The organism is Thermomicrobium sp. CFH 73360 (assembly GCF_023806465.1).
Classification (GTDB): Bacteria; Chloroflexota; Chloroflexia; order Thermomicrobiales; family Thermomicrobiaceae; genus Thermomicrobium.
Genome location: NZ_JAMSLS010000010.1, coordinates 1 through 23,610 on the forward strand (window position 1 = coordinate 1; position 23,610 = coordinate 23,610).

Here is a 23,610-nt window from a genome sequence, read left to right on the forward strand (position 1 = left end):
TCTCAACGATGCCGGCGCCCTCGTGACCTGTCACAATGGGATAGTTGGTTGTGAAGTCGCCGGTGGCGAAGTGCCAATCGGAGTGGCACATGCCGGTTGCCACCATCTTGACCAGGACCTCTCCGGCTTTCGGCTCGTCAAGTTCGAGTTCTTCCACCTGGAACTGCCGAGTGGGCCCATACAAGACAGCAGCACGGGTCTTCATGTGTCCCCCTTTGCCCATAGCCGCATACCAACCTGCTCGAGATATGGATCCGACGAAGGAGACTTCTTCAGTACTATAGCATCGAAAAACCGAAGCTGTCAATCATGCCTTGGAGAAATCGCCTGGAAAGCTTGGAATATCCACAGTTGGTATATGCTCCATTGACGTCACAGCGAGGGTATCCTCGCGTGTGGTTTGCCCGTGTGACCGCTGATGGTTATGCGGGGGCTGTGGTCTTTCCAGCCTCACAAACTGTTACGCCTGCGGAGTCCTTGGCGACGGGTACTCCTCCTTGGCAAGGTGAAGCGCACAGAGACGCGGCACCAATGGCGTACCGGACACAGGGAGAAGAACCCTCCATGGATGTCCGCTTGGTTTGAAACTCGCTGAGTGCACTCCGCAGGCAGGGTGATTGGGCTGTCTCCTGTTGCAGCTGCGTGGCGATCTGGGATTCTTGGGCCATAGGAAACACAGCTCGACTGAGCCGCTGTGCTTGCCTACCCGACAGGAGAAGGAACATCGGATGAGCTCCTCGTGGCAGGGAATGCAGGAGGTTCTGGCATGATGCAGTGGTTTCCTCGCAGAATGAGAGCGTTGTCCGGAGAATCTTTGGCGCTCATCTTGCGCCCGGGCACTTCCGCAACGCTATAGTTGCTATCAGGCTGGCGGATGACGTTGCAGAGGACCGGAGGAGGGACGGTGAGCGAGGTTCGGATCACGGTTCGGCAGAATGGCCCGTACTACGTCCAAGGCCGAGTTATTCTGGTTGACCACGAGGGAAACGAGATTCCCTATGAAGGTGAAGAACTCTGGCTGTGTCGCTGTGGTGGCTCATCCAAGAAGCCGTTCTGTGACGGGACGCATAAGCGGATCGGCTTTCGTGGTGACCTTGGGGTGGAGGTGCGTCGGCGCAAAAGTGAAGTGTCAGGCGAAGGCACGGCGGCGAGCATGGCGACGACCCAGGGGGAGCGTCAGGAGAACACAGATTTCGTCGCCGTCATGCCTCTGGCCGAGGTGCCGGAGGCTACGATCGTCCGCTTTGAAGTTGACGGTGAGCCCCGCATTCTCGTGCGCTATGGCGACCGGCTGTACGCCGTGTATGGAATCTGTACCCACGAGGAAGCGGAACTGGCCGAGGGTGATCTCGAGGACGGGATTGTGTATTGCCCATTGCATGGGTCAGGGTTCGAGCTCGCTACCGGACGTGTCGTCTCACTCCCAGCGACAGAACCGCTGCCGGTGTACGAGGTGCAAGTCCGCGACGGCATGGTGTACGTGTCGCGGCGGCCACGGGGATGAGCGAAGACACAGTGGCAGCCAAGTTGCCCCGCATCTCGGCCTGGTTTAAGGAACGAGGCAACAAGTTGCTGCCCGCTGCTTTTTAGCCTGTTCTGCCTCGGTCGGCGTGAGGGGGCTTTGCTGGGCGTGCTGTCCTAGAAGGTGGCTGGAGACCTGCCAACTCCTGCTGCCCAGAGGTGATCACAAGCTCCCCGCTGCAAGACGTAACGAAGGCAGATTAGAAACTCCCGCCCGAAGCTGCGCTACCACTTGAGGCGCCGCCGCCATCGCCACTTGTATCGCTTGTTCGGCTGGACGAACCAGACAGGAGGGTCGTCTCCACAGTCTTCCAGAATTCGTACAACAGGAGATCACCTTCGTTATCCGATACTGACTGGTCTTTCTCGAGCCAGATCGGCACGTACCCGAGCAGATGTGCTGCGCGGAGATGAACGTCAAGGTCTTTGCGGATGCCGAGCGCGATCGCGTACGGAAGCAGCCGGTCGAGATCCAGAGTAGCGACTCGTTGGCGTGTCGCTTGCTTCACTCCCCTTATGAATCCGTGCCAGCGCATCGCTTCCTCCTTGCCCTGGCTCGTCGTCTCATGGAGCAAGTCAGCGACAACAAGCCACAGAAGGCCACTCGGAAGAAGCGCAAGAACACCGATCCCACCGGACGGGGTCTCTGCAAGCAAAAAGACCGCCAGAGCAAGGACGCCGAGCAGTAGACCGATCACGCCGGGAATCAAGAAAGCGATGCGTCGACGGCGAATGTTCGGATCGAACCAACCGCGGCGAATGAGTTCGGCACGGATCGCCTGTTGAGCGCGAGGCCAGTTTTCCCAAAGGGCGGAGCGTAGAGCCTGTACGGCCACAGGCACCTGTCCGGCAAGCGGCTTGAGGCTGTCCCAGACCACACGCTCATAGTCTGACTGGACAACCTGTGGATCCCGAAGAGCAATATGGACCAGCGGCTCGGCTGCAGCGTCTGGGAACTTTCGATGGACCAAGGCTAGCGAGCGACTCGGTAGTGTCTTGGGAACGGGCTGGAGGCTCAGCGCACCACGCCGTGCGAGATCAAAGAATGTCGCGATCATCAAGTCAAAGATGACTCGTCCCCGGACAAGTGCTCCGGCGAGCGCTGGCGCGAGATCACTTGGCGGCTCAGTCGTTGTCAGAGGAGGAGACCGTCGTGCGGGTCGTGGAATCCTCATCCACAACACGGCTCCCCAAGCCAGAACCACGATAGTGGCAACGAACCAGATCAGGTTGAGGTTCTGATGCGCGAGGGTATCAGCCATGCGCTGGAACCAATTCCGCTGCTGGGGTGGGGGACCGACCGTAAGGTTCCGGTGAATCGCATCGAGACCCACAGCAATACCTGCCGCAAACCGACCCTCGCGCAGTGCTGGGAGCATCTCTGCGGCAATCCGATCGAGCTCGTGCTGGCGAAGAACACCGCTGCGCACATGTGCCTCGCCAGCGACAATCGCAAAGTGGCCGTGCCGCGGATCGTTTGGCTGAAGATTGAAGAGCAGCACCACGCCATCGCGCGCTCCCGGTGCGGACTGGATGCTCCAAGCATCCATGAGTACTCGGGCATCAGCCACGGTCTCCTCGAAGGACGCATCATGGAGCCGCAGATAGACGACGATTGGTGCACCGACCTGGTTGATGGCCGCGGCGCGCCGCTCAAGATCGGTTATCTCAGCTGGTGTCAAGACAGCTGCCCGATCATAGACGTATCGTCCAGGTTGGGGAGAGCCGAAGTCGTTCGCTCCGCGCGCTACCCACGGGAAGGGGATCACTACTCCGAGGAGGAGGATCAGGCCAAGAAACCAGCGACGCACTGCTCACCTCAAGCGACTCCGCACACACCCAATGAAGTATCAACCGCGATCTTCCTTGAGTCAACAAGGAACACTTTCTTCACAACCACAGTGCTGCTTACCGCAAACCATGGGTAGTCTCCATCGCCTAACCGTCGTCTTCCATTGACGGAGAACGCAGGTCGTCAGTTGAGCGTCACCCAGAAGGTTGGGAACGTGCGACAATGTTCTTCCGGCGTGGAGGATGCACGATCTCCACCGCCCAAGTCTCCCTGCTAGGGCATACTGTGGGCATCGTCTGCTGCGGAGTCCCTCGGAGAAGGGGACCCTCGTCCAGGGGGGTAGCGCCGGAAACAACTGCGGTAAGTGCTGCGGAACACAGTAGTGCTCCACAACAAGGGGTAGTGTCATGCCTGAGACGTGCTTGGTCATCGGTGCCGGAGTTGCAGCGTTCGGCTTTGCCAATGCGATTCGTGATGCTGGATACCAGGGACGATTGATTATCGTCGGGGCAGAAGAGTCCCCCCCGTATGAGCGTCCTCCGCTGTCAAAGGCGTATCTCCTTGGGAAGAAGCACGAGGATGATCTGATCTATCGACCACTCTCGTTCTACGAGGAACGCGGGATCACGCTTGTGCTCGGTGAACGGATTGCCTCTCTCGACCTTCAGGCGCGCTCAGCGCAGGCGGAGAGTGGAAAGACCTACCATTTCGATCAGCTGGTGCTGGCAACGGGAGCAAATCCTATCCGGTTACCGATACCAGGAGCTGAACTCCCTGGCGTGCGCGTCCTCCGGTCAATGGCTGACGCGCGAGCGTTACGCGACGACCTCCACCGCGTTGAGCGGGTATTCGTGATTGGGGGTGGGTTCATTGGCTGTGAGGTCGCAGCAAGCGCCCGGACGTTGGGGAAACAGGTGACGCTGGTCGAGACGATGCCAGTGCTGCTTGGACGAGCGTTGGGTGAGCAGATCGGGAGTGCAATCGCCCGTGTGCACGAGCGCCGCAGTGTTGTCCTGCGCTTGGGCCGGCGGGTCGAAGCGCTGGAAGGGCGGGCGCGGGTGGAACGTGCCATTCTGGACGACGGAACGGTGCTCCCGTGTGATCTTGTGGTGGTTGGAATTGGAGTTCGGCCAGCCCTGCCGGCTATCGACGGCGACCTCGAGATCGACAACGGCGTGGTGGTTGATGCGACCTGTGCCGCGAGCGCTCCAGGTGTCTGGGCGGCGGGAGACGTGGCACGTTGGTGGCATCCAACGATCCAGCGAGCCATTCGAGTGGAACACTACGACAACGCACTGGCAATGGGAGCGGCCGTTGCCAAGGCGGTGGCAGGACAGCCAGAGCCATACGCTCCAGTGCCATCGTTCTGGTCGGATCAATACGACCTGACCATTCAATATTACGGTTATCCTGTGGAATGGGATGAGATCATCGTCCGAGGCGATCTCGACGAGCCGGCCTTCACGGCTTTCTACTTGGCCAGTGGTCGGATTTTTGGTGCAGTAATCGTGGGGCGGCCCAAAGATATGCGGCCGGCCCGCCGACTCGTTGAGCGGTTGGCGCAGGTCGACCGAGCAGTGCTGAGTGATCCAGAGGTCGACCTGCGCACGCTCCTTTCTTGACGCTGGAGAAGGTCGACGAATCTAACGTGTGACCGGTAGACCGGTACGTGTCCAGGCAATCATGCCGCCGGCGAGATTGGCGACACGAGTAAAGCCTGCCTGTTGAAGGATCATAGTGGCGTAAGCGCTCCGGTTGCCGCTCCGGCAGACAAGAATAAGTTCGCGATTCGGGTCGAGTTCGCTCAGACGGGCAGGGAGCTCGTCGAGCGGAACGAGGCGCGCTCCGGGAATGTGCCCGGCCCGCCATTCATGGGGCTCGCGCACATCGATGATGAGGGCTCCTGACTGCTGGCGAGCATGCGCTTCAGCTGGCGTGACTTCTGGTACACGAAACCGACTAAGCAGACGACCCAGCACCATCTTCTCCCTTCCAAACAGGGCGCACGAAGCGACACGAGCGTAGGAACCTTGGGCAGAGCATTGCCGCCGCTGGGGCAAGGCCCAGGCCTGACCTTGCCCCACGGCGATCCAGTCAAGGCTCGTTACACGGCGACTGCAGCTCCGCGCGTGACCGGATGGCCAGCTCCACGCCAGGCGTCCATACCACCCTCCACCGACCAGACGTGTTCGAATCCATGGGCCTGGAGCAGACTTCCAGCCAGGACACTACGCGCACCAGCGCCACAGACAAAGACAACCGGACGAGTTGGATCCAAGGAGGCGAGTTCGTTCGGTAGCCGATAGAAGGGGATGTGCCGTGCCCCAGCGATGTGTCCCTCGACCCATTCGGATGACTCGCGGACATCAACGAGTTGGAGGAGTGGCTCGTTCTCCAGCCATTGGGCCAGCTTCTGAACGGTGAGCAGTGCGAGCGTTTGGTACGGGTAGCCAGCACGCTCCCACGCGGGCATTCCTCCGGCCAGGTAACCGATGACTTGGTCATAGCCGATCACGGCCAGCATCTGGACGGCGCGGAGTGCATCCTCCTCGCGGTCGACGACCAGGACAAGCGGTCGATCGGGTGGCACAACGAGGCCGACACGGTTCTGGAACTGGCCGCTATCCAGGGCAACCGAAATGGCCGCTGGGATGTGGCTGGCGGCAAATGCTGCTGGCGAGCGAATATCAAGGAGAACCGCACCAGCTTGCTGCAGTTCGCGCACTCGCGCTGGAGCCAGTGGCGTGGCCGAGCCGATCCGCGGAGGCTCCGCGCCACGATTGAGCTCAACAATTCGCGCCAGGTTGGGTGGGCGCTCCGGCAAGTTCTCATTCATGAAGCGAACGAATGCCGCGCGGTCACGAATCTGTAAAGCGCGGTTATGGCGCTGCTCAAAACCGATTGTGGTACCGGTCATCCGATTGTTCACGCGGCCACAGAGCGATCCAGCCACATGACCAGGAAAAACGAGCGTTCCGGGTGGGAGTTGGAGCAGACGCTGGTGAAGGGAATCGAACAGCGCCGCTGCACCTTCAAATCCGTCGATGGCCAGGTCGGGGCGAGCGACATCGCCGACGAAGAGGGTATCACCAGTCAGGACCAGCCACGGTTCCGGAGCCCGCGAGCGGTCGATGACGGCGATGACGATATGCTCGGGACGGTGGCCCGGCGTGTGGATGGCACGCAGCACGACCTCACCAAGCTCGAGCTCGTCACCGTCACGGAGCGGCAGGTGCGGGTAGGCGACGCCGGCCAGTGCGGAGACAGCGATCGTCGCGCCGGTGGCAGCGGCGAGCTGGTGATGACCGGAGACGTGGTCGGCATGGTTGTGCGTCTCGACGATGTAGCGGAGCGTCAGTCCCTCGCGCTCCAAGAGGTCGAGGATCTCCTCGACCATGTCGATGCGTGGGTCGATGACGGCGGCTAGCCCCGCATCGGTGGAGCCGACGACGTAGGCGGCACAGCCGATGTCGGTGCGGAGGATCTGCTGGAAGAACATCGTTCCCTCCTTCACGAGGCCTCAAGTGTCTGCAAGGCACGCTGGAGCCGAGTGCGTGCTTCGGCAGCCAGCTCGTCGAGCGCGGGATTGCCGACAATGCCAAGCATGGCTTTGGGATCAGCAATTTCCACGCGGGTCTTACCATCCACTTCGCGGACGACGACATTGCAGGGGAGGAGTAGGCCAACCTCTCGCTCAGTCTCAAGCGCTCGATGGGCAAGGGGTGGATTGCAGGCACCGAGGATCACGTAGCGCTCCATGTCGAGACCAAGCTTCTGGCGCAGCGTCTCTTTGACGTCGATCGTGGTCAGGACGCCGAACCCTTCGCTCTTGAGCACCTCCTGTACCTTGGTCAACACTTCGTCGAACGGCTTCTCGAGATCGACCCCGAAGCCGTAACGACCTGTGAACATCCTGTCAGCCTCCTTCCCATTCTGTTCGACTCGACCTCGGTTCGAGTTTGGAGCGAGCCAACGGCTCGCTTTACCAGCGGATTGCTCAGCCGCCGCCGGTGGAGCAGCTGGCACTGCTGCTACTGACGCCGTCAGCCGTGCGGGCGGCGAAGGCCGAGAGCAGGCGCTCCGTCTCATCTGCACCGCAGTTGGGGCAGACGATCGGCTGCGCGGCCTGCGAGAGCCGGATGAGCTTCTCGAAGCGATAGCCACACCGTTGGCAACGATACTCATAGATTGGCACCGATCTCACCTCCGTTCACTGAGGACTGACTCGGCGAGTTCTCCCTGGCGGAGCAGCTGATCGAGCAAGAGCGAGCGGGTCAGGTGACAGGCCTCCAGGATGCGAGAATCAGTCAGCGAGTAGTGCATCTCGGTTCCGACCCGCTGGGCATGGACAAGACCACGCTGACGCAACACCGCGAGATGCTGGCTGATCTTGGCCTGTCGCTGCCCGGTGGCTTGGGCAAGTTCCTTGACCGCCTTTGGCCCCTCTCCGAGAAGCTCGATCAGCTCGATACGGGTTGGATCGGCGAGTACTTGGCAGAGCATCGCCTGCAGGCGATAGAGCTCGCGCCGGCGCTCGTGTTCATCGAGATACAAGGGGTAACCCTCCTTCCGAGGCTTCCTGTATTCGAATGCGCGAATATTCTAATGCCTGGAGGGCCATTGTGCAAGGGGATGCAAGTTCCGTGCGGGAGACGCGTTGATCGAGCACAAAGGCGCTGCGGAGCGCTGTGCGTCATCGTGGTTCCATCGGAGGAAGGACGATGCGTGCGTTACCTGGAGCGTGAGGTGATTGCAGATGAGAGACAGAGGGGGTCTGGCATGGAATCGCGGCTTGCAAATGACGAGAGATCCTCATGCTGTATCGGGTCGTGGCACGTGATTGCAGAGCGAGGAGGTACGCCCCTTCACCTCACAGAGGAGCTACCTTTTGGTGTCGATTAGGCATACCAGGACGCTGAGGTACCCATACACGCGTCTCGGTAGCGGATGATCCAGTCCATCCCGCAGGCTGGTCATCCTGAAGGACGAACGGTCATACCTGTTGAGGACGGGGTGGCCCTTGTGGGCCCCGAGGGGGACCTACCCTGCTAGTACCGTGAACGCTCTTGAGCACGGGGTGGGCAACCTCTCCGGTAGGGAGCTCGAGGACGGGTAGAGAAAGTGGCTGGGCAGTGCCCTCCTGAGGAGCCGAAGGACCTGTGGTGGCGCCGGTGCAGAGGCGAACGAGCACCGCGTGCCCGAGCGCGAAGTTTGCTGCTTCTTCGCTGGAAGAGTGCCAGGACATGGACTCCCATGTGGGCGCGGGTGCTTCTCGCATTAGGCTTTCACGCGCCGCTTCTCCGGATCGACAAAGGGAATCGGGACAACCCGGGCGGCACGCCAGCCCTCAGCCGTCAGTACCTCAAGCTCGCTCCCCAATTGTGCGTGTGACGAGGGAACGCGCGCGAACCCAATAACCTGGCCGACCCGGGGAGACCAGCAGGCTGATGTGACGTGACCAAGCGGCTCGTCTCCGCCCGGCTGGTGGACAGGGAGCGGCTCAAGCAGCAGACCGTCCCGCAGGTCGTTTGGTGGATCGCCGTCGAGGATGAAACCGACCACCTTGCACGAAGGTCCTTCGCTGGCGATCTGTATCAGTGCCTCGCGTCCGACGAACCGCGGCTTCCGGAGATTGACCATCCACTCGTAGCCGGTCAGTTCATAGGGATTCGTTTCCAGCGTCATATCAATGCCGTAGGAGAAAATGCCGGCCTCAATGCGGCGGATGTGGCTCGGCGCTGCGACACGGAGACCGAAGGGTTTTCCCACAGTCACAACGTGCTCCCAGAACCGTGGCCCGGAGCGGCTTCCATCGAGCGGCATCAACTCGTAGCCGAGTTCACCGGAGAAGCCGGTTCGTGTGACCACAACCTCGAACTCGCCAATTCTCGCGCGGGCGACGTGATAATAAGGAAGCTCCGCGAGGGATGGGCCGCCAAGAGCTGCGATGACCTCGCGGGCGCGTGGCCCACGGATCTGCAGCGGGGCGGTGTCCACTGGCCGAATGGTGACATCGAGTTGTGTCGCTGCCGCGAGGGCGCGAAGCCAGAGCAGGAGGTCGCTGTCTGAGGGCATGAGCCAGAACATGTCCTCAGCGAGACGAACAACGACCGGATCGTTGACGATGCCCCCATGCTGGTCGGTGACGAAGACATAGCGGCATTCACCGACCGAACACCGGGTCAGATCGCGGGTCGTTGCCCAATCGAGGAGTGCGAACGCGTCGGGCCCACTGACCTCGAGCGGGATTTCGGTGCCGATATCCCAGAGGACGACGCCGTGGACGAGTGCCCAGTACTCGTCGAGCGGATCAGTATAGAGGGCCGGCAAGAGGCGACGATGGAAGACTGCATAGGCGCGGGGCTGGAAGCGGGAGGATGCAGGAAAGTAGAGCGAGGTCCCCGTGCGGAGGGAGCGGAGAACGGGACGTGTTGGGAGAGGATCATCCATCAGCCAGCTCCTCTGGGTACCAACGAAGCCACGGTGAGAACAGAGCATAACAATTGTGGCAGAGGATCCGGTCGGTCGCAGGTCGCTGACCGCACGACCAGACGTGAGGAAGGTGTGGTTGAGCGAGCAGGGGGTTCATCTTGGGTTCGTCACGTGGTAGACCTTGACGGCTAAGGCGACATGTGGTACCGATATGCGTCGCCAGAAGCGGTTGGCGGTCTTGTGCATGGTTGATGCCGACAGTGATGCGTGAAGGCCGACGAGTGAATCGCCACCAGCCCTATCCGGTTGCCCCGTGCCCGACAATGAACGGTGTCTTTGCGCTTTGGCCGCGGATCTGTGAGTGTTCCCGCTGAACAACTGAGTCCCCGCTTGACAGCGGCTGAACTTGCGTTCCATGTGAGGTAGGTCGCATGGCGGGGAAGCCATGATCAATGTCGGAGAGCAACACACATTGTCCAGACAGCGTTCGATCTGTAGGGTGATCGAAAGATCCGCCCAACAGGTGGCTGACAGAGGACACTGGAGGGAATCGCGTATTTTCTGCCGAAGGGGAAAGGGAGATGGCAACAGCGATTGAGCGAAACCGAGGATACCTGGCGTTCGTGATCGGTGCCTCGACGGTTGGTTCGGCGATCGAGTGGTACGACTTTTATATCTTTGGAAGTTTGGCGGCCATCCTGGCGACACATTTCTTCGCCAAGGACCATCCAGTCGCAGCGCTCCTGAATACAATCGCGATCTTCACAATCGGGTTCCTCTTCCGTCCGCTTGGGGCGATTGTGTTCGGCTGGTATGGGGACAAGATCGGACGAAAGCGGGTGTTCATCCTCACGTTGCTCGGGATGGGACTAGGCACGGCACTGATCGGCGTGATACCGAGCTATGCGACCATCGGGGTGCTGGCACCGATTCTGGTCTTCCTCCTGCGGGTGATCCAGGGGCTCAGCGTCGGCGGTGAGTGGGGCGGCGCGCTGACCTACGTGGCGGAGCATGCGCCGGATGGCAAGCGCGGTCTCTATACAGGGCTCTTAAGCCCGGCGGCGATCTACGGACTGCTCATGTCGTTCCTCGTGGTCCTGAGCGTGCGGACGGCCCTTGGTGAGGAGACGTTCCGGGCCTGGGGGTGGCGGATCCCCTTCCTGTTGTCACTCGTGCTGGTGCTGATCTCCCTCTATGTGCGGCTGCGTTTGCAGGAAACCCCGATGTTTGCAGAACTCAAGGCCCGTCGGGCAGTAGTGAAGAACCCGCTCAAAGTGACCTTTACCGGTGAGAACTTGCGGCGGGTGTTCATCGCCGCAGCAGTGTCCTTTGGACAGGCAGTTGCCTGGTACACGGCGATCTTTTGGGCGCTCTTCTTCCTGCAGACGGCACAGAAGCTTGACTTGATTACCACCTACAAAATTCTGCTCCCCGGATTGATCCTCGCGCCGGTGCTGCACGTCTTCATGGGTTGGCTGTCCGATTCAATCGGCCGCAAGCCGATCGTGCTGACCGGCTTTGCCCTGGCAATCGTGGGGTTCTACCCACTCTATACTCTGCTCGGGCGGTTTGCTCAGAAGGACAACGTGCAGTACTGGCCGGCGGCTCTCACGGTGATTGTGATGATGCTGATTCCCGCGATGGTCTGGGGACCGCTTCCGGCGCTGCTTGCGGAATACTTCCCGACGCGGGTACGCTACACCTCGCTTGGTGTGGTGCAGAACGCGGCGAACGGGTGGGGCGGCGGCCTGGTGCCGTACGTGACGACCTGGATTCAGACCGCGACAGGGAACTTGATGTGGGCACTCGTTTACCCGATCGCCTTGCCACTGCTCGGGTTGATCATTGGACTGCTCTTCTTGCCCGAGACGGCACGCCACCGGCTGTGGGAGCAGCCAGGACCGGCGATGGCAGCCGGGGACGGAGAATAAGTCAGGATACTCGCGCGGTATCATCCGGTGAGGAGCGTAGACAGCTCCTCACCGGTGTTGCCTCTTCAGTCCCAGCTAGAAAGGGGGAAAGGCATGCAGATTGAGACCAAGCCCCTCTTCCAGCAACTCTGGTCACGGCCACAGTGGGAAGGATTGCCACCGTACCGGTCGCTCCTCACACCGCTCATGCTGCTGGAGCGGACGCTGCACGTCTTTCCAGAGAAGGTGGGAGTGGTGGACGGTGATCGGCGGTTGACATATCGAGAGTTCGGGGCGCGGGTGTATCGCCTGGCGAGTGCACTGCGCGGCCGCGGGCTCGAGGTGGGTGATCGGGTGGCGGTGCTCTGCCGCAATAGCCTCGAGGCGCTGGAGGCGCACTTCGCTGTGCCACAGATGGGCGGCATTCTGGTGCCGATCAACGTGCGGCTGACGAGCGAGGAGATCCGCTACATCCTCGACCACTCTGGTGCCCGGGCGCTCATTCTGGATGGCGCGCTGAGCGGGCTGGTCGAGCCGATCCGGGATGCGTTGCCAGAACTCCGCCTCATCATTTGGACCGACATCGACAGTCGGCATGGTGAGGGAGCGCCGAAGCAGCCCGCGTTTGCCGATGTGACCTACGAGGACCTGCTGCGCGAAGGCTCACCGGAGCCATCAGTGTATCCGCTGCAGGATGAAGAAGAAGTCCTCAGTATCAACTACACGAGCGGTACAACGGGTCGACCAAAGGGTGTTATGGTCACCCATCGGGGAGCCTATCTCAACGCGTTGGGGGAGATCATCGAAGCGCGCCTGGTGCCGGAGAGCGCCTATCTGTGGACGCTCCCGATGTTCCACTGCAACGGCTGGTACTTCCCCTACGCCGTGACAGGGGTCGGAGCGACGCATGTGGTGATCCCGAAGGTGGAGCCGGCACGGATTTTCCAGCTGATCGAGTCGGAAGGGGTGACGCACTTCTGCGGGGCACCGACCGTGCTCATCATGCTCCTCCAAGGACGACCGAGCCCGGACTACCGGTTCCCACGTCCGCTCACTGTGTTGACGGCGGCGGCACCGCCGGCACCAGCGACGATCGCACAGATGGAGGCAATGGGAGCACAGATCGTCCATGTGTACGGGTTGACCGAGACCTATGGCCCACATACCGTCTGTGAGTGGCACAGTGAGTGGGACGAGCTCCCGCTCGAGGAGCGGGCACGGTTGAAGGCGCGACAGGGCGTGGGATACATCCACGCGCCGGAACTCCGTGTGGTGGACGAGGAGATGCGTGATGTGCCGGCCGATGGGCAGACGCTTGGCGAGGTCGTGATGCGCGGGAACAACGTGATGAAGGGCTACTACCGTGACGAGGCAGCGACCGCCAAGGCGTTTGCGGGGGGCTGGTTCCATTCAGGAGACCTGGCAGTTGTGCACCCAGACGGGTACATCGAGCTGCGTGACCGGAAGAAGGACATCATCATCAGTGGTGGGGAGAACATCTCGACCATTGAGGTGGAACGTGCGCTGTATCAGCACCCGGCGGTACTTGAGTGCGCCGTTATTGGCATCCCGGATGAGAAGTGGGGTGAGGTACCCAAGGCATTCGTGGTGCTGAAGCCGGGCATGCAGGTGACGCCTGAGGAACTGATCGCCTTTTGTCGGGAGCGCCTGGCACACTTTAAGTGCCCGAAGCGGGTCGAGCTGGTGGACAGCCTGCCCAAGACCTCAACGGGTAAGATCCAGAAATTTGTCCTGCGCGAGCGGGAGTGGGCCGGATACGAGAAGCGGATCCACTGAGCAGGGGAGGATGTCACCTTGATGAACGAGCACGACCGGTACCGGGAGTACCATCTCGAGACGCTGGCAGTACACGCGGGGCAGGCGCCTGACCCGGCGACGGGGGCGCGGGCGGTGCCGATCTACCAGACGACCTCCTTTGTCTTCCACGATGCTGATCACGCATCCCAGCTCTTCAACCTGGATGAGCCGGGACACATTTACACACGGATCAGTAATCCGACGGTTGAAGTGTTCGAGAAGCGCGTGGCCTATCTGGAAGGGGGCGTTGCGGCGGTCGCCACAGCGAGCGGGCAGGCGGCGACGATGCTCGCCATTCTGAACATCGCACGCGCCGGAGATGAGGTGGTTGCGAGCAGCAGTTTGTACGGCGGAACCGTAGCACTGTTCGCCAACACGCTCTCCGACCTGGGAATCACGGTGCGATTCGTCGATCCGACGAATCCGGAGAACTTCCGTCGAGCGATCACGGAGCGGACGAAGTGTATTTACGCCGAGACGATCGGGAATCCTCGTCTGGACGTGCTTGACATTGAGGCGGTGGCCCGGATCGCGCACGAGCACGGGATCCCGTTGATCGTGGATAACACGTTTGCGACGCCGTATCTCTGCCGGCCAATCGAGTGGGGTGCCGACATCGTCGTGCACTCAGTGACGAAGTGGATCGGCGGACACGGCGTGGCCATCGGCGGGATCGTCGTTGACTCGGGTCGCTTTAACTGGGGAAATGGGAAGTTCCCGCGGCTCGTCGATCCAGATCCGGGCTATCATGGGATCTCGTACTGGAAGGACTTCGGAAGCCTGGCATACGTGACCAAGCTGCGGGCACACATGATGCGAGATGTTGGTGCCTGCATGAGCCCGTTCAACGCCTTCCTCCTCCTGCTGGGGCTGGAAACGCTGCACGTGCGGATGGAGCGGCACTGCGAGAATGCCCTGGAGCTCGCTCGCTGGCTGGCCGAGCATCCGGCAGTGGCCTGGGTCGCGTATCCGGGTTTGCCTGACCACCCGTCGCACCACCTGGCGCGGAAGTACCTGCGGCCTGGGCACTACGGGGCCGTCGTGGTCTTCGGCGTCAAGGGTGGGATGGAAGCCGGAATCAAGGTGATAGACTCGGTGGCTCTGTGGTCGCACCTGGCAAACGTTGGCGATGCGAAGTCGCTGGTTATCCATCCGGCCAGTACGACGCACCGGCAGTTGACGCCAGAACAGCGTGTTGCGGCAGGGGTAGGAGACGATCTGATCCGGCTCGCCGTGGGCCTCGAGCATATCGACGATCTCAAGGCTGATCTCGATCGGGCGTTGCGGGTGGCGACTGGCCAGAGCGCTGTGGTGCCTACTGTCGGTGACGGCCGCGGGGTGAGTGAGACGGCACGACCAGTCCTGAATGATGAGCAGGTCATCCGGTCGGTCTGCACACAGGCGTTCGTCGAGGAGAATTGCACACGGCGGCCGCTGGTGCTCGCAATCGTGGGACTTTCCGATGATCCAGCACGGCCGAGTTATCGCGTCGCGCAAAAGCTAAAGCGGCTCGGCTATCGCATCGTTCCCGTCAACCCGCTGGTCCGTGAGGTCCTGGGTGAACGAGCCTATGGGAGTCTGGCGGAACTCCCGGTGCGAGCGGATGTGGTCGTGGTCTTCCGCGCGAGCGAGCACGCGCCAGGTATCGCTCGCGAGGCGGTAGCACATGGCGCGCGCGTCTTGTGGCTGCAGGAAGGCGTGGTGAGTCCGGAGGCGGCGCGGATCGCAACTGAGGCCGGACTGGCAGTGGTGATGAACCGCTGCATCTACAAGGAGGCCCAACGCTGGCGTGGACACGCGAAGACATTCCGTCCGGATGACGTTGACCGTGCGTTGGTTGGTGCGACGTCGGATGGACAGCGCAGCGAGCCGGCGGACGACTGAGCGCGGCTGATCGGTCGCGTGACAGCGGAAGGAGGCGACCAATGACCGCGATAGAGCTCGGAACAAATCGGCATGTTCTGTCCGAGGTGCGGGATGGCATCGCGGTCGTGACGATGAACCGGCCGGAGAAACGGAATGCCCTCTCGGTGGAGCATATGGAGGAGCTGACAGAAGCCTTCCGGCGGATTGGTGAGGAGCGCGACATCGCGGTGGCAATCCTCCGCGGTGCCGGGCCGGTCTTCTGTGCTGGACACGACCTGAATGAGCTGGCGACGTGCGATGCCCGCACGGCGCGCCACATCTTCCAGACGTGTACGACATTGATGGAGACAATCCGGTCGATTCCGCAGCCGGTGATTGCCCAGGTGCACGGAGTGGCAACGGCGGCGGGGTTTCAGCTGGCAGCGACCTGTGACCTGATTGTTGCAGCGGCTGGTACACGCTTTCAGACGCCGGGTGTCAAGATCGGGCTCTTCTGCTCGACACCGATGGTGGCGGTCAGTCGCGTGCTGCCGCCTAAGAAGACCTTGGAGCTGCTCCTCACCGGTGATGCGATAACTGCCGAGGAGGGGGAACGGCTCGGGATGGTGAACCGGGTGGTGCCGCTGGAGGAGCTGGAGCAGGCGACTTGGGAGCTGGCGGAGAAGATCCGGTCGGCAAGCCGGTATGTGGTGGGAATTGGCAAGCAGGCGTTCTACCGGCAACTAGCGCTTCCGGAGCACCTGGCCTACGCCTACGCGATGGAAGTGATGACGCTGAACGCGCTGGCGGAGGATGCGCGGGAAGGGATCTGCGCCTTCCTGGAGAAGCGCCAGCCGGAGTGGCGCAACGCGTGAAAAGCGTGCCATCGTGCCAAGGCGTCAAGGCACGTTGAATGCCCGTAAGATGCGCCACTGCGCGCCAGGCGACCCTGGGTGGTCACCTGGGGCGCCTTTTTGAACACAGCGGTGGCCGGAGTGCTCGGAGAGGCTGGCCAAGAGTTCGCCGAGGGCGCGCTGGCGGAACTGGTGAGTGTGTTAGGTATCCCTTGAGGAACGCTGAAGTAAGGCGTCGCTGGCGTTTGGTTGTGTCATTCCTCGAGACGGGGAAGCTGTTGCACATTCTGCGAGGGCAGCAGCACACGTGTGCTGCTGTATCTCTCTGCGGTGGCAGAGTGGGTACCAGCTGAAAGAGCCAGGTTCGCCGTGCCTCCTGGGCGGCAGGACGCGATGGGGCATGCGCTCCGTGTGTTTCGTGCCTTTCGCCTCGCGCGTCTTCGTGATCGGAGTGTTCGTCCCTTGGGCCACACCGACGAAGATGTCTGAATTCCGCGGAGTGGCGTTGCGGGCGGTGCCGGCCTTGCGCGGCGCTGCGGAAGACGCAGGGCGGCGTACTCCTCCGCGCCGTGCTGAGAGGGAGAACCATGTGGGCTGAACCTCATCGTTCCGCTTTTCATGTCGGACAGTGGAGGGCCTAATGGGGATGCCAATGACAGGGGGCGAACAGTCTCGTGTGACGAACAGCCGCCGTCTCATCCGTCCTCGGAGAACCCGCGCAGCGTGTCGTGCAGAGGGATGGTGCCGCTGTTGCTCCGCGGAGAGTGACCGGCTGGAGGATGACATCGCGCGGCGGTCGGTCCTGAGGGGTTGACAGCGAGGCACGGAGAGGTTAGACTGGTCGCGTACGTACTGGTGTACATTCACACTTCGGTGCAGCGCAGTGCTTTGGGACAAAAGGCCTACGGTTCTTGTTCTTGTCCCCGCCGAGAATGAGAGTGTAGGCGGCAAGACGGTGGGATGGTGGAAGTGAGCGGCATGGTGGTCAGCGAGCGGCTCGTTGGGACATGGCCGATAACAATTTTTCGCGACCCGTGCAGTGTAGGGGAGCGGCCGCGCTGGGTGGCTGTGGCGTGTGAGCCGACGCAGCTTCCGCGGGAGGCAGCCAACTCGTGCTTGGTGCTGCAGTACTGGCGGAAGCAACTCCATTGTCCGCCGGTGGCGGAAGGAGAGACCCCAGATGCGGCCTTAGCGAATCTCCTGGCAGCGCTGAACGGGGGGTAGGAAGGCTGAGTTGCTCAGCCACGCGAGGAGGGTGGAGCCATGAGTGATTACCGTGAAGCAGTGGCGATCGTTCTCAATGCAGTGCGCTCCGCTGGCCTCCCGTTGACCGGGTGGTGTCTTGAGCGTGATCGAGTGCACTTCCTCCTGACAGGTGGTCAGGACATCGCAATACCGTTGGAGCGACTGCTCGGTGGCTCACCAAGCACGGTGGTTGCAGAGCTCCTCAATGCGATCGGCTGGCGGACGACACCAGTGACGGTACGACCGATGGAGGAGATCGTTGAGTTGGCGCCACAGCAGCTGGCACGCTTGCGGTTTCTGCACTGGTTGGTGAGCACCGGCCGGCTGCTCGGGGATACTGAACGACCACATGCTGAGTACGCAACGGCATCGTGATTGGCTTGCCTCTCAAGCTCCCATTGCCTGTATGCTCGTGGGGGCAGAGAGGTGGAGAGCGGTTGAGCGAACGTGCACACCAGGCGCAGGGCTTGTCGGTCGATCCAGAAGTTGAGCAGCTGCGGCTGCAGGTGCGGCGTGCGTTGGAGTCGTTTTCTGAACATGCCCCGTGTCGCACGTTTCCCGTACCGGCGCGGCTTCTCGCACTCCGCACGATGCACAAGATTCAGCGTTGGCTCGTCATCGTGAAGGAGCCGGAGTGGCTGCGCGGCTTGGCGACAATGTGCAGGCGGCTCTTGGAGTTCCCGGAGGTTCTCAATTGCCGAATCGAATGGATCGATGGGCATTCGGTACACGTTGCACTCATGACGACAGGGCTCGAGCGGGAGGTCGTGCGTGCGCTCATCGAGCGACGGCTGACGGAGAGCGGTTGTCCTGCGCCGTTCGAGCTCGTCGCACGCGGGAAAGTGGCGCAGGACGATGCCGATCTACGGTGATCTGAGCGATTTGCCCTTGCACCTCCTCCTGCAGGCATTGACGCGTGCTGGCCAGACGGGGCGGCTCGTGCTCCGGACGCATACTGAAGAGGTGACACTCCTGTTCGACCGTGGGCGGGTTGCGGCTGTATCCAGTAGCGATGTACAGCTGCGGATGGGACAGATCCTTCTGCAGTTGGGCGAGATCAGTGAGGATCAGCTCGAGCAGGCGCTGGCGCTGCAGACAGTGGCACCAGGACGACGGCTCGGGGAGCTCTTGATGCGGCTAGGATTCGTGACGCACCAACAAGTGAAACGTGCCCTCGCGAACCAGTTCGAAGAGGTGCTGGTCCGCGTGTTGACGGCGCCGGACGCAACATTCGTCTTTCTTCCTGAGCCGGTACTCCTCCCCAGCGACGAGACAGTGCTCGACGATGCACCAATGACAAAGCTCATCCTGAACGCAATTCGCCGGGCAGATGAGGCAGCTCTCCACCCCAGGCGAACATCGTCGTCTGGGGTCCCCTTTGCACCGATCGCGCTGGTGAGCCAGGTTCTCGATCGCTCGGCACTGGATCGGCTCACTCACGAGGAGCGCGAGGTGCTCATTGCACTCTTGGAAGGGAGCCAGACGGTTCGGCAGGTGGTGCAGGCCACCGGGCTCAGCTGTTCCCGCGTGCGGGAGATTGTGGAACGACTGCGAACGCTCGGGCTGGTGCGTTGAGCGGGCCGATCGCACTGCTCTGGCAGCTTGGAGGGCTGCCAAGGCAGTGAACGTGTTTCTCTGGGGATGGCTATGGCGAGAGGAACTCCGTCACGTTCGACTGTATTCGTATCGTGCTGACGCAGTCGGAAGAGAGACTGAGGCGAGAGAGTCACCTTTCCCCGCAGTGACAAGGGAGCGCAGCGGCGAGACACGTGACCGTCAGCCAGTGCTCCGGTGAGACGCGTCTCTCGCCTGAGACCGTCTCCTATCCACGTAAGAGCACGACCCCGAGGAGGGGTGCACCAGCGCGCTCAAGTTGCTCTTTCGCCTGCTGGGCGGCCGTCCGCGGTGTCACGCCGCTCCGGATGACCAGCAGAACCCCCTCGACGAGACCGGCGAGGGCAAGTGCCTCACCGTAGCTCGGGAGCGGCGCGGTATGGAAGATCACGCGATCTCCCAGCTCCTGGAGAAGGGTCAGGCGTTCGCCGGTTAGCGAGCGACTCAAAAGGTCGGCAGGGTTGGTTGCTGCTGGAAGGTGACCAGCAGGAAGGAGGCTTAGCGTAGGAAGTGACGTTCCATACACCGGCGCTGGTCGCTGGTCGGAGTTTCCGAGCCATTCGGCTAAGCCGATCGAGACAGTCTCCCTTGCCAATGTCTGCAGCGAGGGATGACGGAGGTCTGCATCGACGAGGAGGACACGCTCGCCAGCGACGGCCGAGGCGGCAGCGAGGTTTGCGGCCACGCTTGCAGAGTCAGCAGAACTCCGGCCAACGCCGCAGACGAGGATCGTGCGCGGGGGGAGTGATTCGTTCGATCGACGAAGGACAGCCCGCAGGGTGCGATAGGCCTCGGCCGCCGGCGAGAGTGGTGCCTCAACAACAATCAGGTCTGCCATGTTCTCCTCCACGCGTGATGAACGCCGGTTTCGAAATCCAGGAACTTCAGCCACAACTGGGAGCCCCAGCGCACGCGATGTCTCGCGCGCCGTGCGGAGGACATCCTCGAAGTATTCGATACCGAAGGTCACAAGGACACCAAAAACGAGGCCGAGCACGAGTCCCGCAGCCGTGTTCAACCGTGTGCGTGGGCCGATCGGGGTGCTCGGTGGTGATGGGGTGTCGAGTTTGACAACGGCGACTGTCCCTTGAATACGCTGGCCGAGGGGGTCACGGAACTGCTCGAGGATGCGCTGGTTTTCGGCAATGGATTGGGCGACAAAGGCATCGGCAAGGGCGTTTGCCACGCGTGCGGCCCGTTCAGGATCGGTATCAGTCACCACGAGCTGAACTACATTGCTGTCCTGGTTTCGGGCAAGGGCAAGGCTCCCAAGCACCTGGCCAGGGTCGTCATTGAGGCCGGCTTGGCGCAATGCACGGGCAACAAAGTCACTGGTGCGGATCAAGTCTTGGTAGGACGCAAGCCGGTTCTTGGCATAGAGGTCGAGCCAGTAGTCAGGCGGTTGAGCAACAGCCATGAGCCGAACGCTGACTTGGTAGGTAGGTGGCTGGGTGCGACTGTAGCCATAAGCGACCAGGGCTGCTGCCACTCCGGCCAACAGAACGATCCACCAGCGTCGGAGGACGATTGCCAGGTATTCCTCAGGACGCACGGCGCTTCCTCCTCGGCGACATCGGGACAACGGCGAGCACGGGGAGACCAAGTGCGTGCCGGACGTCTTCCGGGGAGTGCAAGGTATCGGCAAGGTAATCAGCCAGGAAAGCAAGGAAGATTCCGACCGCAAGCGCGAGCACGAGCTGGATCGCCCAAATCAGGCGAGCGCGAGTGATATCCGCGACAGCACCATGAGGTGCCTCGATAACTTGGACGATCGCTTCGCGTTGCGGATCGGAGAATCCGAAGTACTGCGTGCCGCGCTCGCGCAGCCGCTCCACTGCGGCGGTGGCAATCGCCACCGCTCGCGAGGCGTCCGGTGAGGTCACGGTGAGGAGGAGGGCGCGGTTGCGTCGCGTCACCGTGATACTCCCCTGTACTTCGCCTGGTTCGACTGGGGTGCCCAGAAGTTCGCTCGCCCGCTGGGCAACATCGCTGGCAAAGACGTTGCCGCGAACAACCTCCGTGAAGTCATCAACAGTATATTCGTTTGTCAAGTAAAGATAGTACTCGTCGTAGCGGTACACATCGCGGGGTGCCTCCTGCGGCAGACGTGTGACGATGACAGCGGCAGTGGCGGTGTAGTGCGGCCGATACTGGAGCGCTTGGACGAGAATGGCGAGGAAGGCGAGGCCGGGAACGAGCGCCACCAGCCAGCGGCGACGCCAAAGGACGGCGAGGTACGCTCTCAGTTCCACGGGGCGAAGACCTCCTCTCTCCGGCGAGTGACGCCTTTGGCGGCGAGTTGCGTTTCCACAAAGGCCATGAACTCTGCCCGAAAGCGTTCCGGGCGAAAGCGCTCAGCGTGGGTACGGATGGTCACGGGATCAAAGTGCAGGTGGTCGAAGCGGCGGAGCGCCGCAAGGAGTGAATCGACGGTCTGTTCGGGGAAAAGAAGGCCAGTCACGCCATCGATCACCGTCTCAAGGGCGCCACCCCGGGCCAAAGCGATGGCGGGGCGACCAGCCGCTTGCACTTCGACCTGAGCGATGCCGAAATCGTCCTCAGCTGGGAAAATCGCTGCTCGGCAACGGGCGTAGAGGGCGAACTTCTCGTCGTCAGAAACGCTCCCCAGAAACTGGACGGTCGGTCCAGCAAGACGCTCCAAGGCCAGGCGAGCGCGACCGTCACCGACGATCTTGAGGGGTAGGCGTAAGGTGTTCGCTGCCTCGATAACAAGGTCGAGACGCTTATAGTGCACGAGCCGGGAGACGACGAGGAAATACTCGCTGACTTCTTCGGGCGGCACGATGTGCGCACGGTCAACCGCGACCGGTGGATGGATGACTGTCGAGTCGCGTCCCCAGAAGCGCCGGACACGATCTGCGACTGTGCGGGAGTTGACCGCAATCGCATCAATCCGTTGTGCTGTGCGCCGATCCCACCGGCGAAGCCAGGCCATGAATGGTGGAAGGAGGCGCTGGAGCAGGGGAGAGAGTTCTTCGCGGGCCGCGTACTCTGGGAAGTTCCAGGCAAAGCGCATCGGGCTGTGACAATAGCAGATGTGGAGCGTGCCAGCAGGGACACGCACGGCCTTGGCAAACGCACTCGAGGAGCTGATGACGAGATCGGCTTGGTTCAGGCGGAGTTGCGAGAAGGCGAGCGGATAGAGCGGAAGGTAGCGCTGATGGCGACGGTGGATGCCGGGCAGGTGCTGGAGCCATGTCGTGCGGATATTCCAGGAACGATAGAAGCTCGGGAGTTGTTCCGGGGCATACATCGAGGTGTAGACGGGCGCATCCGGGAAGAGCTCGTGGAGGATCTCGAGCACACGCTCGGCACCACCGTATTGGTTCAAGTAGTCGTGAACGATCGCAGCCCGCACGATGCGCTCCACCTCCAACCCCAGCCCATGATAGCGCATGGAGCATGGGGCGGAGGTGAGCGCAGTCTCTCCAGGTCAGGCGAGGGGATCGGGCTGCTCGGCGACCCAGGTGCCGAGACGGACAATGATCTTCCCGAATCGGAGACGCCAATTGCGCGGGGACGATGAGAGAGCAGCTGCTCGTCGGTGAGCAGCAGCGGCAGATTCAAAGTCTCGTCTTCGAAGGGCAGCGAGTCGTTCGTCAATCCACGGGGTCATGGGAACTCCTTCCGCCGAGCTCGTCACCCCTTGACAAGCCAGGCTCCTCTTCCGCAACTCGCACAAGTGTGTCACTTGTCATGTGCTCACGTTGTGACTATTTTGGAGCCTTCCGTTGCTCAGTGTGAGAAACGCAACCTTCCACGCTCGATAAATATGTGTTCGTGTGGGACTCCTCTGCGCGGTGCGCGCTGGCCATGGAGTCCGTTTCTCCTCTCACCGTAGTCGCGGTCAACGCCAGTGCTCGGACTTGGATGGAACTCTGTCGCGGGGTCGTGTTTGGAGGTGGCTGTGTGGTCTAGAGGACGGCCGAGATAACGCGCACGGCTATTGGAACCGTGGTCCAAAGTTGGGAGAGCTGCTACTCCACGAACGTGTAGCGCATGATGGGGCGTGTTGGGCTCTGGCGCGCTACTTCAACGAATCCCAGTTCCCGAAGGACCCGTGCGAGACCAAGGCAGAGCTGTGTCGGCGGGAGGTGCCCCTCACGATCGATCGGGTAGGCTTCAACCGCTGGTGCGCCGGCAGCCTGGGCGTAGGCGAGGGCGCCACGGAGGAGAGGACGGAGGAGTCCACGACCGCGGTATGCGCGGGCAATGTAGAGGCAGACCAGGGACCACACCGGTGTCTGATCGATCGCGGCACGTTGACGCGAACGTGCCAGGCGGGGGTAGAAACGACGCGGGCCGAGTGCGCACCAGGCAACGGGTTCGTTGTCCAGGTATCCCAGAATACCGGGGGGTGGGCCAGCGACGACGCGCTGGTGGAGGAGAGTCCGGCGCTCGGCAGGTGAGCGCTGTTGAAACTCTCGCCCGGTCAGCCAGTACCACGTACACCAGCAATTGCTGAATGCGCCATTCGGCCCGAACAGCCGCTCGAGGTCGTCCCACCGTTCAGGGGTGACAGGAACAATATGAAGATCCATCACAATCTGCATCCCGG

The 23,610-nt window shown here is 61.8% G+C and carries 23 protein-coding genes; 10 read left to right on the forward strand and 13 right to left on the reverse strand.

The window, feature by feature from the left end:
* A partial coding sequence (locus NET03_RS12435) for an alcohol dehydrogenase catalytic domain-containing protein (RefSeq protein WP_252129247.1) occupies positions 1 to 205 on the reverse strand: 205 nt, incomplete at its 3' end.
* Between the two features lie 699 nt (positions 206 to 904).
* On the opposite strand from NET03_RS12435, the gene NET03_RS12440 reads away from it, so the two are divergent.
* On the forward strand, positions 905 to 1,504 hold the full coding sequence (locus NET03_RS12440; RefSeq protein WP_252128959.1) for a CDGSH iron-sulfur domain-containing protein: 600 nt from the start codon (positions 905 to 907) through the stop codon (positions 1,502 to 1,504).
* A gap of 217 nt (positions 1,505 to 1,721) precedes the next feature.
* On the opposite strand, the gene NET03_RS12445 is transcribed toward NET03_RS12440, so the two are convergent.
* Positions 1,722 to 3,332 carry a DUF2207 family protein gene (locus tag NET03_RS12445; RefSeq protein ID WP_252128960.1) on the reverse strand — a complete coding sequence of 537 codons (1,611 nt, stop codon included), beginning with the start codon at positions 3,330 to 3,332 and terminating at the stop codon, positions 1,722 to 1,724.
* A gap of 388 nt (positions 3,333 to 3,720) precedes the next feature.
* Between NET03_RS12445 and NET03_RS12450 the strand changes: the two genes are divergently transcribed.
* Complete coding sequence (locus NET03_RS12450; RefSeq protein ID WP_252128961.1) at positions 3,721 to 4,935, forward strand: NAD(P)/FAD-dependent oxidoreductase; 1,215 nt, start codon at positions 3,721 to 3,723, stop codon at positions 4,933 to 4,935.
* Positions 4,936 to 4,956: 21 nt separating this feature from the next.
* Here the strand turns inward: NET03_RS12450 and NET03_RS12455 are convergent, their stop codons facing one another.
* The 6 genes from NET03_RS12455 to NET03_RS12480 all read right to left on the reverse strand — a co-directional run bounded on the left by NET03_RS12455 (position 4,957) and on the right by NET03_RS12480 (position 9,763).
* Complete coding sequence (locus tag NET03_RS12455) at positions 4,957 to 5,295, reverse strand: rhodanese-like domain-containing protein (protein WP_252128962.1); 339 nt, start codon at positions 5,293 to 5,295, stop codon at positions 4,957 to 4,959.
* Between the two features lie 122 nt (positions 5,296 to 5,417).
* A complete protein-coding gene (locus NET03_RS12460) occupies positions 5,418 to 6,812 on the reverse strand; it encodes an MBL fold metallo-hydrolase (protein ID WP_252128963.1) in 1,395 nt (464 codons plus the stop codon).
* 11 nt (positions 6,813 to 6,823) lie between these two features.
* Positions 6,824 to 7,225: a DUF302 domain-containing protein gene (locus NET03_RS12465; protein WP_252128964.1), complete on the reverse strand. Its 402-nt coding sequence runs from the start codon at positions 7,223 to 7,225 to the stop codon at positions 6,824 to 6,826.
* A gap of 85 nt (positions 7,226 to 7,310) precedes the next feature.
* Positions 7,311 to 7,508, reverse strand: a complete 198-nt coding sequence (locus NET03_RS12470) for an FmdB family zinc ribbon protein (RefSeq protein ID WP_252128965.1) — start codon at positions 7,506 to 7,508, stop codon at positions 7,311 to 7,313.
* A 5-nt stretch (positions 7,509 to 7,513) separates the two neighbouring features.
* Entirely contained in the window at positions 7,514 to 7,867 is a 354-nt protein-coding gene (locus NET03_RS12475) for an ArsR/SmtB family transcription factor (RefSeq protein WP_252128966.1), read from the reverse strand.
* Positions 7,868 to 8,590: 723 nt separating this feature from the next.
* Positions 8,591 to 9,763, reverse strand: a complete 1,173-nt coding sequence (locus tag NET03_RS12480) for an aminomethyl transferase family protein (RefSeq protein ID WP_252128967.1) — start codon at positions 9,761 to 9,763, stop codon at positions 8,591 to 8,593.
* 563 nt (positions 9,764 to 10,326) lie between these two features.
* Here NET03_RS12480 and NET03_RS12485 point away from each other — a divergent pair.
* From NET03_RS12485 to NET03_RS12520, 8 genes are all read left to right on the forward strand, one after another.
* The gene (locus NET03_RS12485) at positions 10,327 to 11,676 is read left to right on the forward strand and encodes an MFS transporter (RefSeq protein WP_252128968.1); all 1,350 of its coding nucleotides are present in this window, start codon (positions 10,327 to 10,329) and stop codon (positions 11,674 to 11,676) included.
* Positions 11,677 to 11,769: 93 nt separating this feature from the next.
* Positions 11,770 to 13,452 carry an acyl--CoA ligase family protein gene (locus NET03_RS12490; protein WP_252128969.1) on the forward strand — a complete coding sequence of 561 codons (1,683 nt, stop codon included), beginning with the start codon at positions 11,770 to 11,772 and terminating at the stop codon, positions 13,450 to 13,452.
* Positions 13,453 to 13,473: 21 nt separating this feature from the next.
* Positions 13,474 to 15,357, forward strand: a complete 1,884-nt coding sequence (locus NET03_RS12495) for a PLP-dependent aspartate aminotransferase family protein (protein ID WP_252128970.1) — start codon at positions 13,474 to 13,476, stop codon at positions 15,355 to 15,357.
* Positions 15,358 to 15,398: 41 nt separating this feature from the next.
* Positions 15,399 to 16,193, forward strand: a complete 795-nt coding sequence (locus NET03_RS12500) for an enoyl-CoA hydratase (protein WP_252128971.1) — start codon at positions 15,399 to 15,401, stop codon at positions 16,191 to 16,193.
* A gap of 939 nt (positions 16,194 to 17,132) precedes the next feature.
* Complete coding sequence (locus NET03_RS12505; protein ID WP_252128972.1) at positions 17,133 to 17,396, forward strand: hypothetical protein; 264 nt, start codon at positions 17,133 to 17,135, stop codon at positions 17,394 to 17,396.
* 39 nt (positions 17,397 to 17,435) lie between these two features.
* On the forward strand, positions 17,436 to 17,792 hold the full coding sequence (locus NET03_RS12510; protein WP_252128973.1) for a hypothetical protein: 357 nt from the start codon (positions 17,436 to 17,438) through the stop codon (positions 17,790 to 17,792).
* A 62-nt stretch (positions 17,793 to 17,854) separates the two neighbouring features.
* Positions 17,855 to 18,289: a hypothetical protein gene (locus NET03_RS12515; RefSeq protein WP_252128974.1), complete on the forward strand. Its 435-nt coding sequence runs from the start codon at positions 17,855 to 17,857 to the stop codon at positions 18,287 to 18,289.
* Positions 18,273 to 18,992: a DUF4388 domain-containing protein gene (locus tag NET03_RS12520; protein ID WP_252128975.1), complete on the forward strand. Its 720-nt coding sequence runs from the start codon at positions 18,273 to 18,275 to the stop codon at positions 18,990 to 18,992. Before NET03_RS12515 ends, NET03_RS12520 begins: the two co-directional genes overlap by 17 nt.
* 247 nt (positions 18,993 to 19,239) lie before the next feature.
* Here the strand turns inward: NET03_RS12520 and NET03_RS12525 are convergent, their stop codons facing one another.
* From NET03_RS12525 to NET03_RS12545, 5 genes are all read right to left on the reverse strand, one after another.
* Positions 19,240 to 20,583, reverse strand: coding sequence for a tyrosine-protein kinase domain-containing protein (locus tag NET03_RS12525; RefSeq protein WP_252128976.1), 1,344 nt, complete (start codon positions 20,581 to 20,583; stop codon positions 19,240 to 19,242).
* Positions 20,573 to 21,283 carry a YveK family protein gene (locus tag NET03_RS12530; RefSeq protein WP_252128977.1) on the reverse strand — a complete coding sequence of 237 codons (711 nt, stop codon included), beginning with the start codon at positions 21,281 to 21,283 and terminating at the stop codon, positions 20,573 to 20,575. Before NET03_RS12530 ends, NET03_RS12525 begins: the two co-directional genes overlap by 11 nt.
* Positions 21,274 to 22,410, reverse strand: a complete 1,137-nt coding sequence (locus NET03_RS12535; RefSeq protein ID WP_252128978.1) for a glycosyltransferase — start codon at positions 22,408 to 22,410, stop codon at positions 21,274 to 21,276. Before NET03_RS12535 ends, NET03_RS12530 begins: the two co-directional genes overlap by 10 nt.
* Positions 22,411 to 22,485: 75 nt before the next feature.
* Positions 22,486 to 22,668 carry a hypothetical protein gene (locus NET03_RS12540; RefSeq protein ID WP_252128979.1) on the reverse strand — a complete coding sequence of 61 codons (183 nt, stop codon included), beginning with the start codon at positions 22,666 to 22,668 and terminating at the stop codon, positions 22,486 to 22,488.
* 361 nt (positions 22,669 to 23,029) lie between these two features.
* Positions 23,030 to 23,605, reverse strand: coding sequence for a GNAT family N-acetyltransferase (locus tag NET03_RS12545; RefSeq protein ID WP_252128980.1), 576 nt, complete (start codon positions 23,603 to 23,605; stop codon positions 23,030 to 23,032).
* Positions 23,606 to 23,610 lie beyond the last annotated feature (5 nt).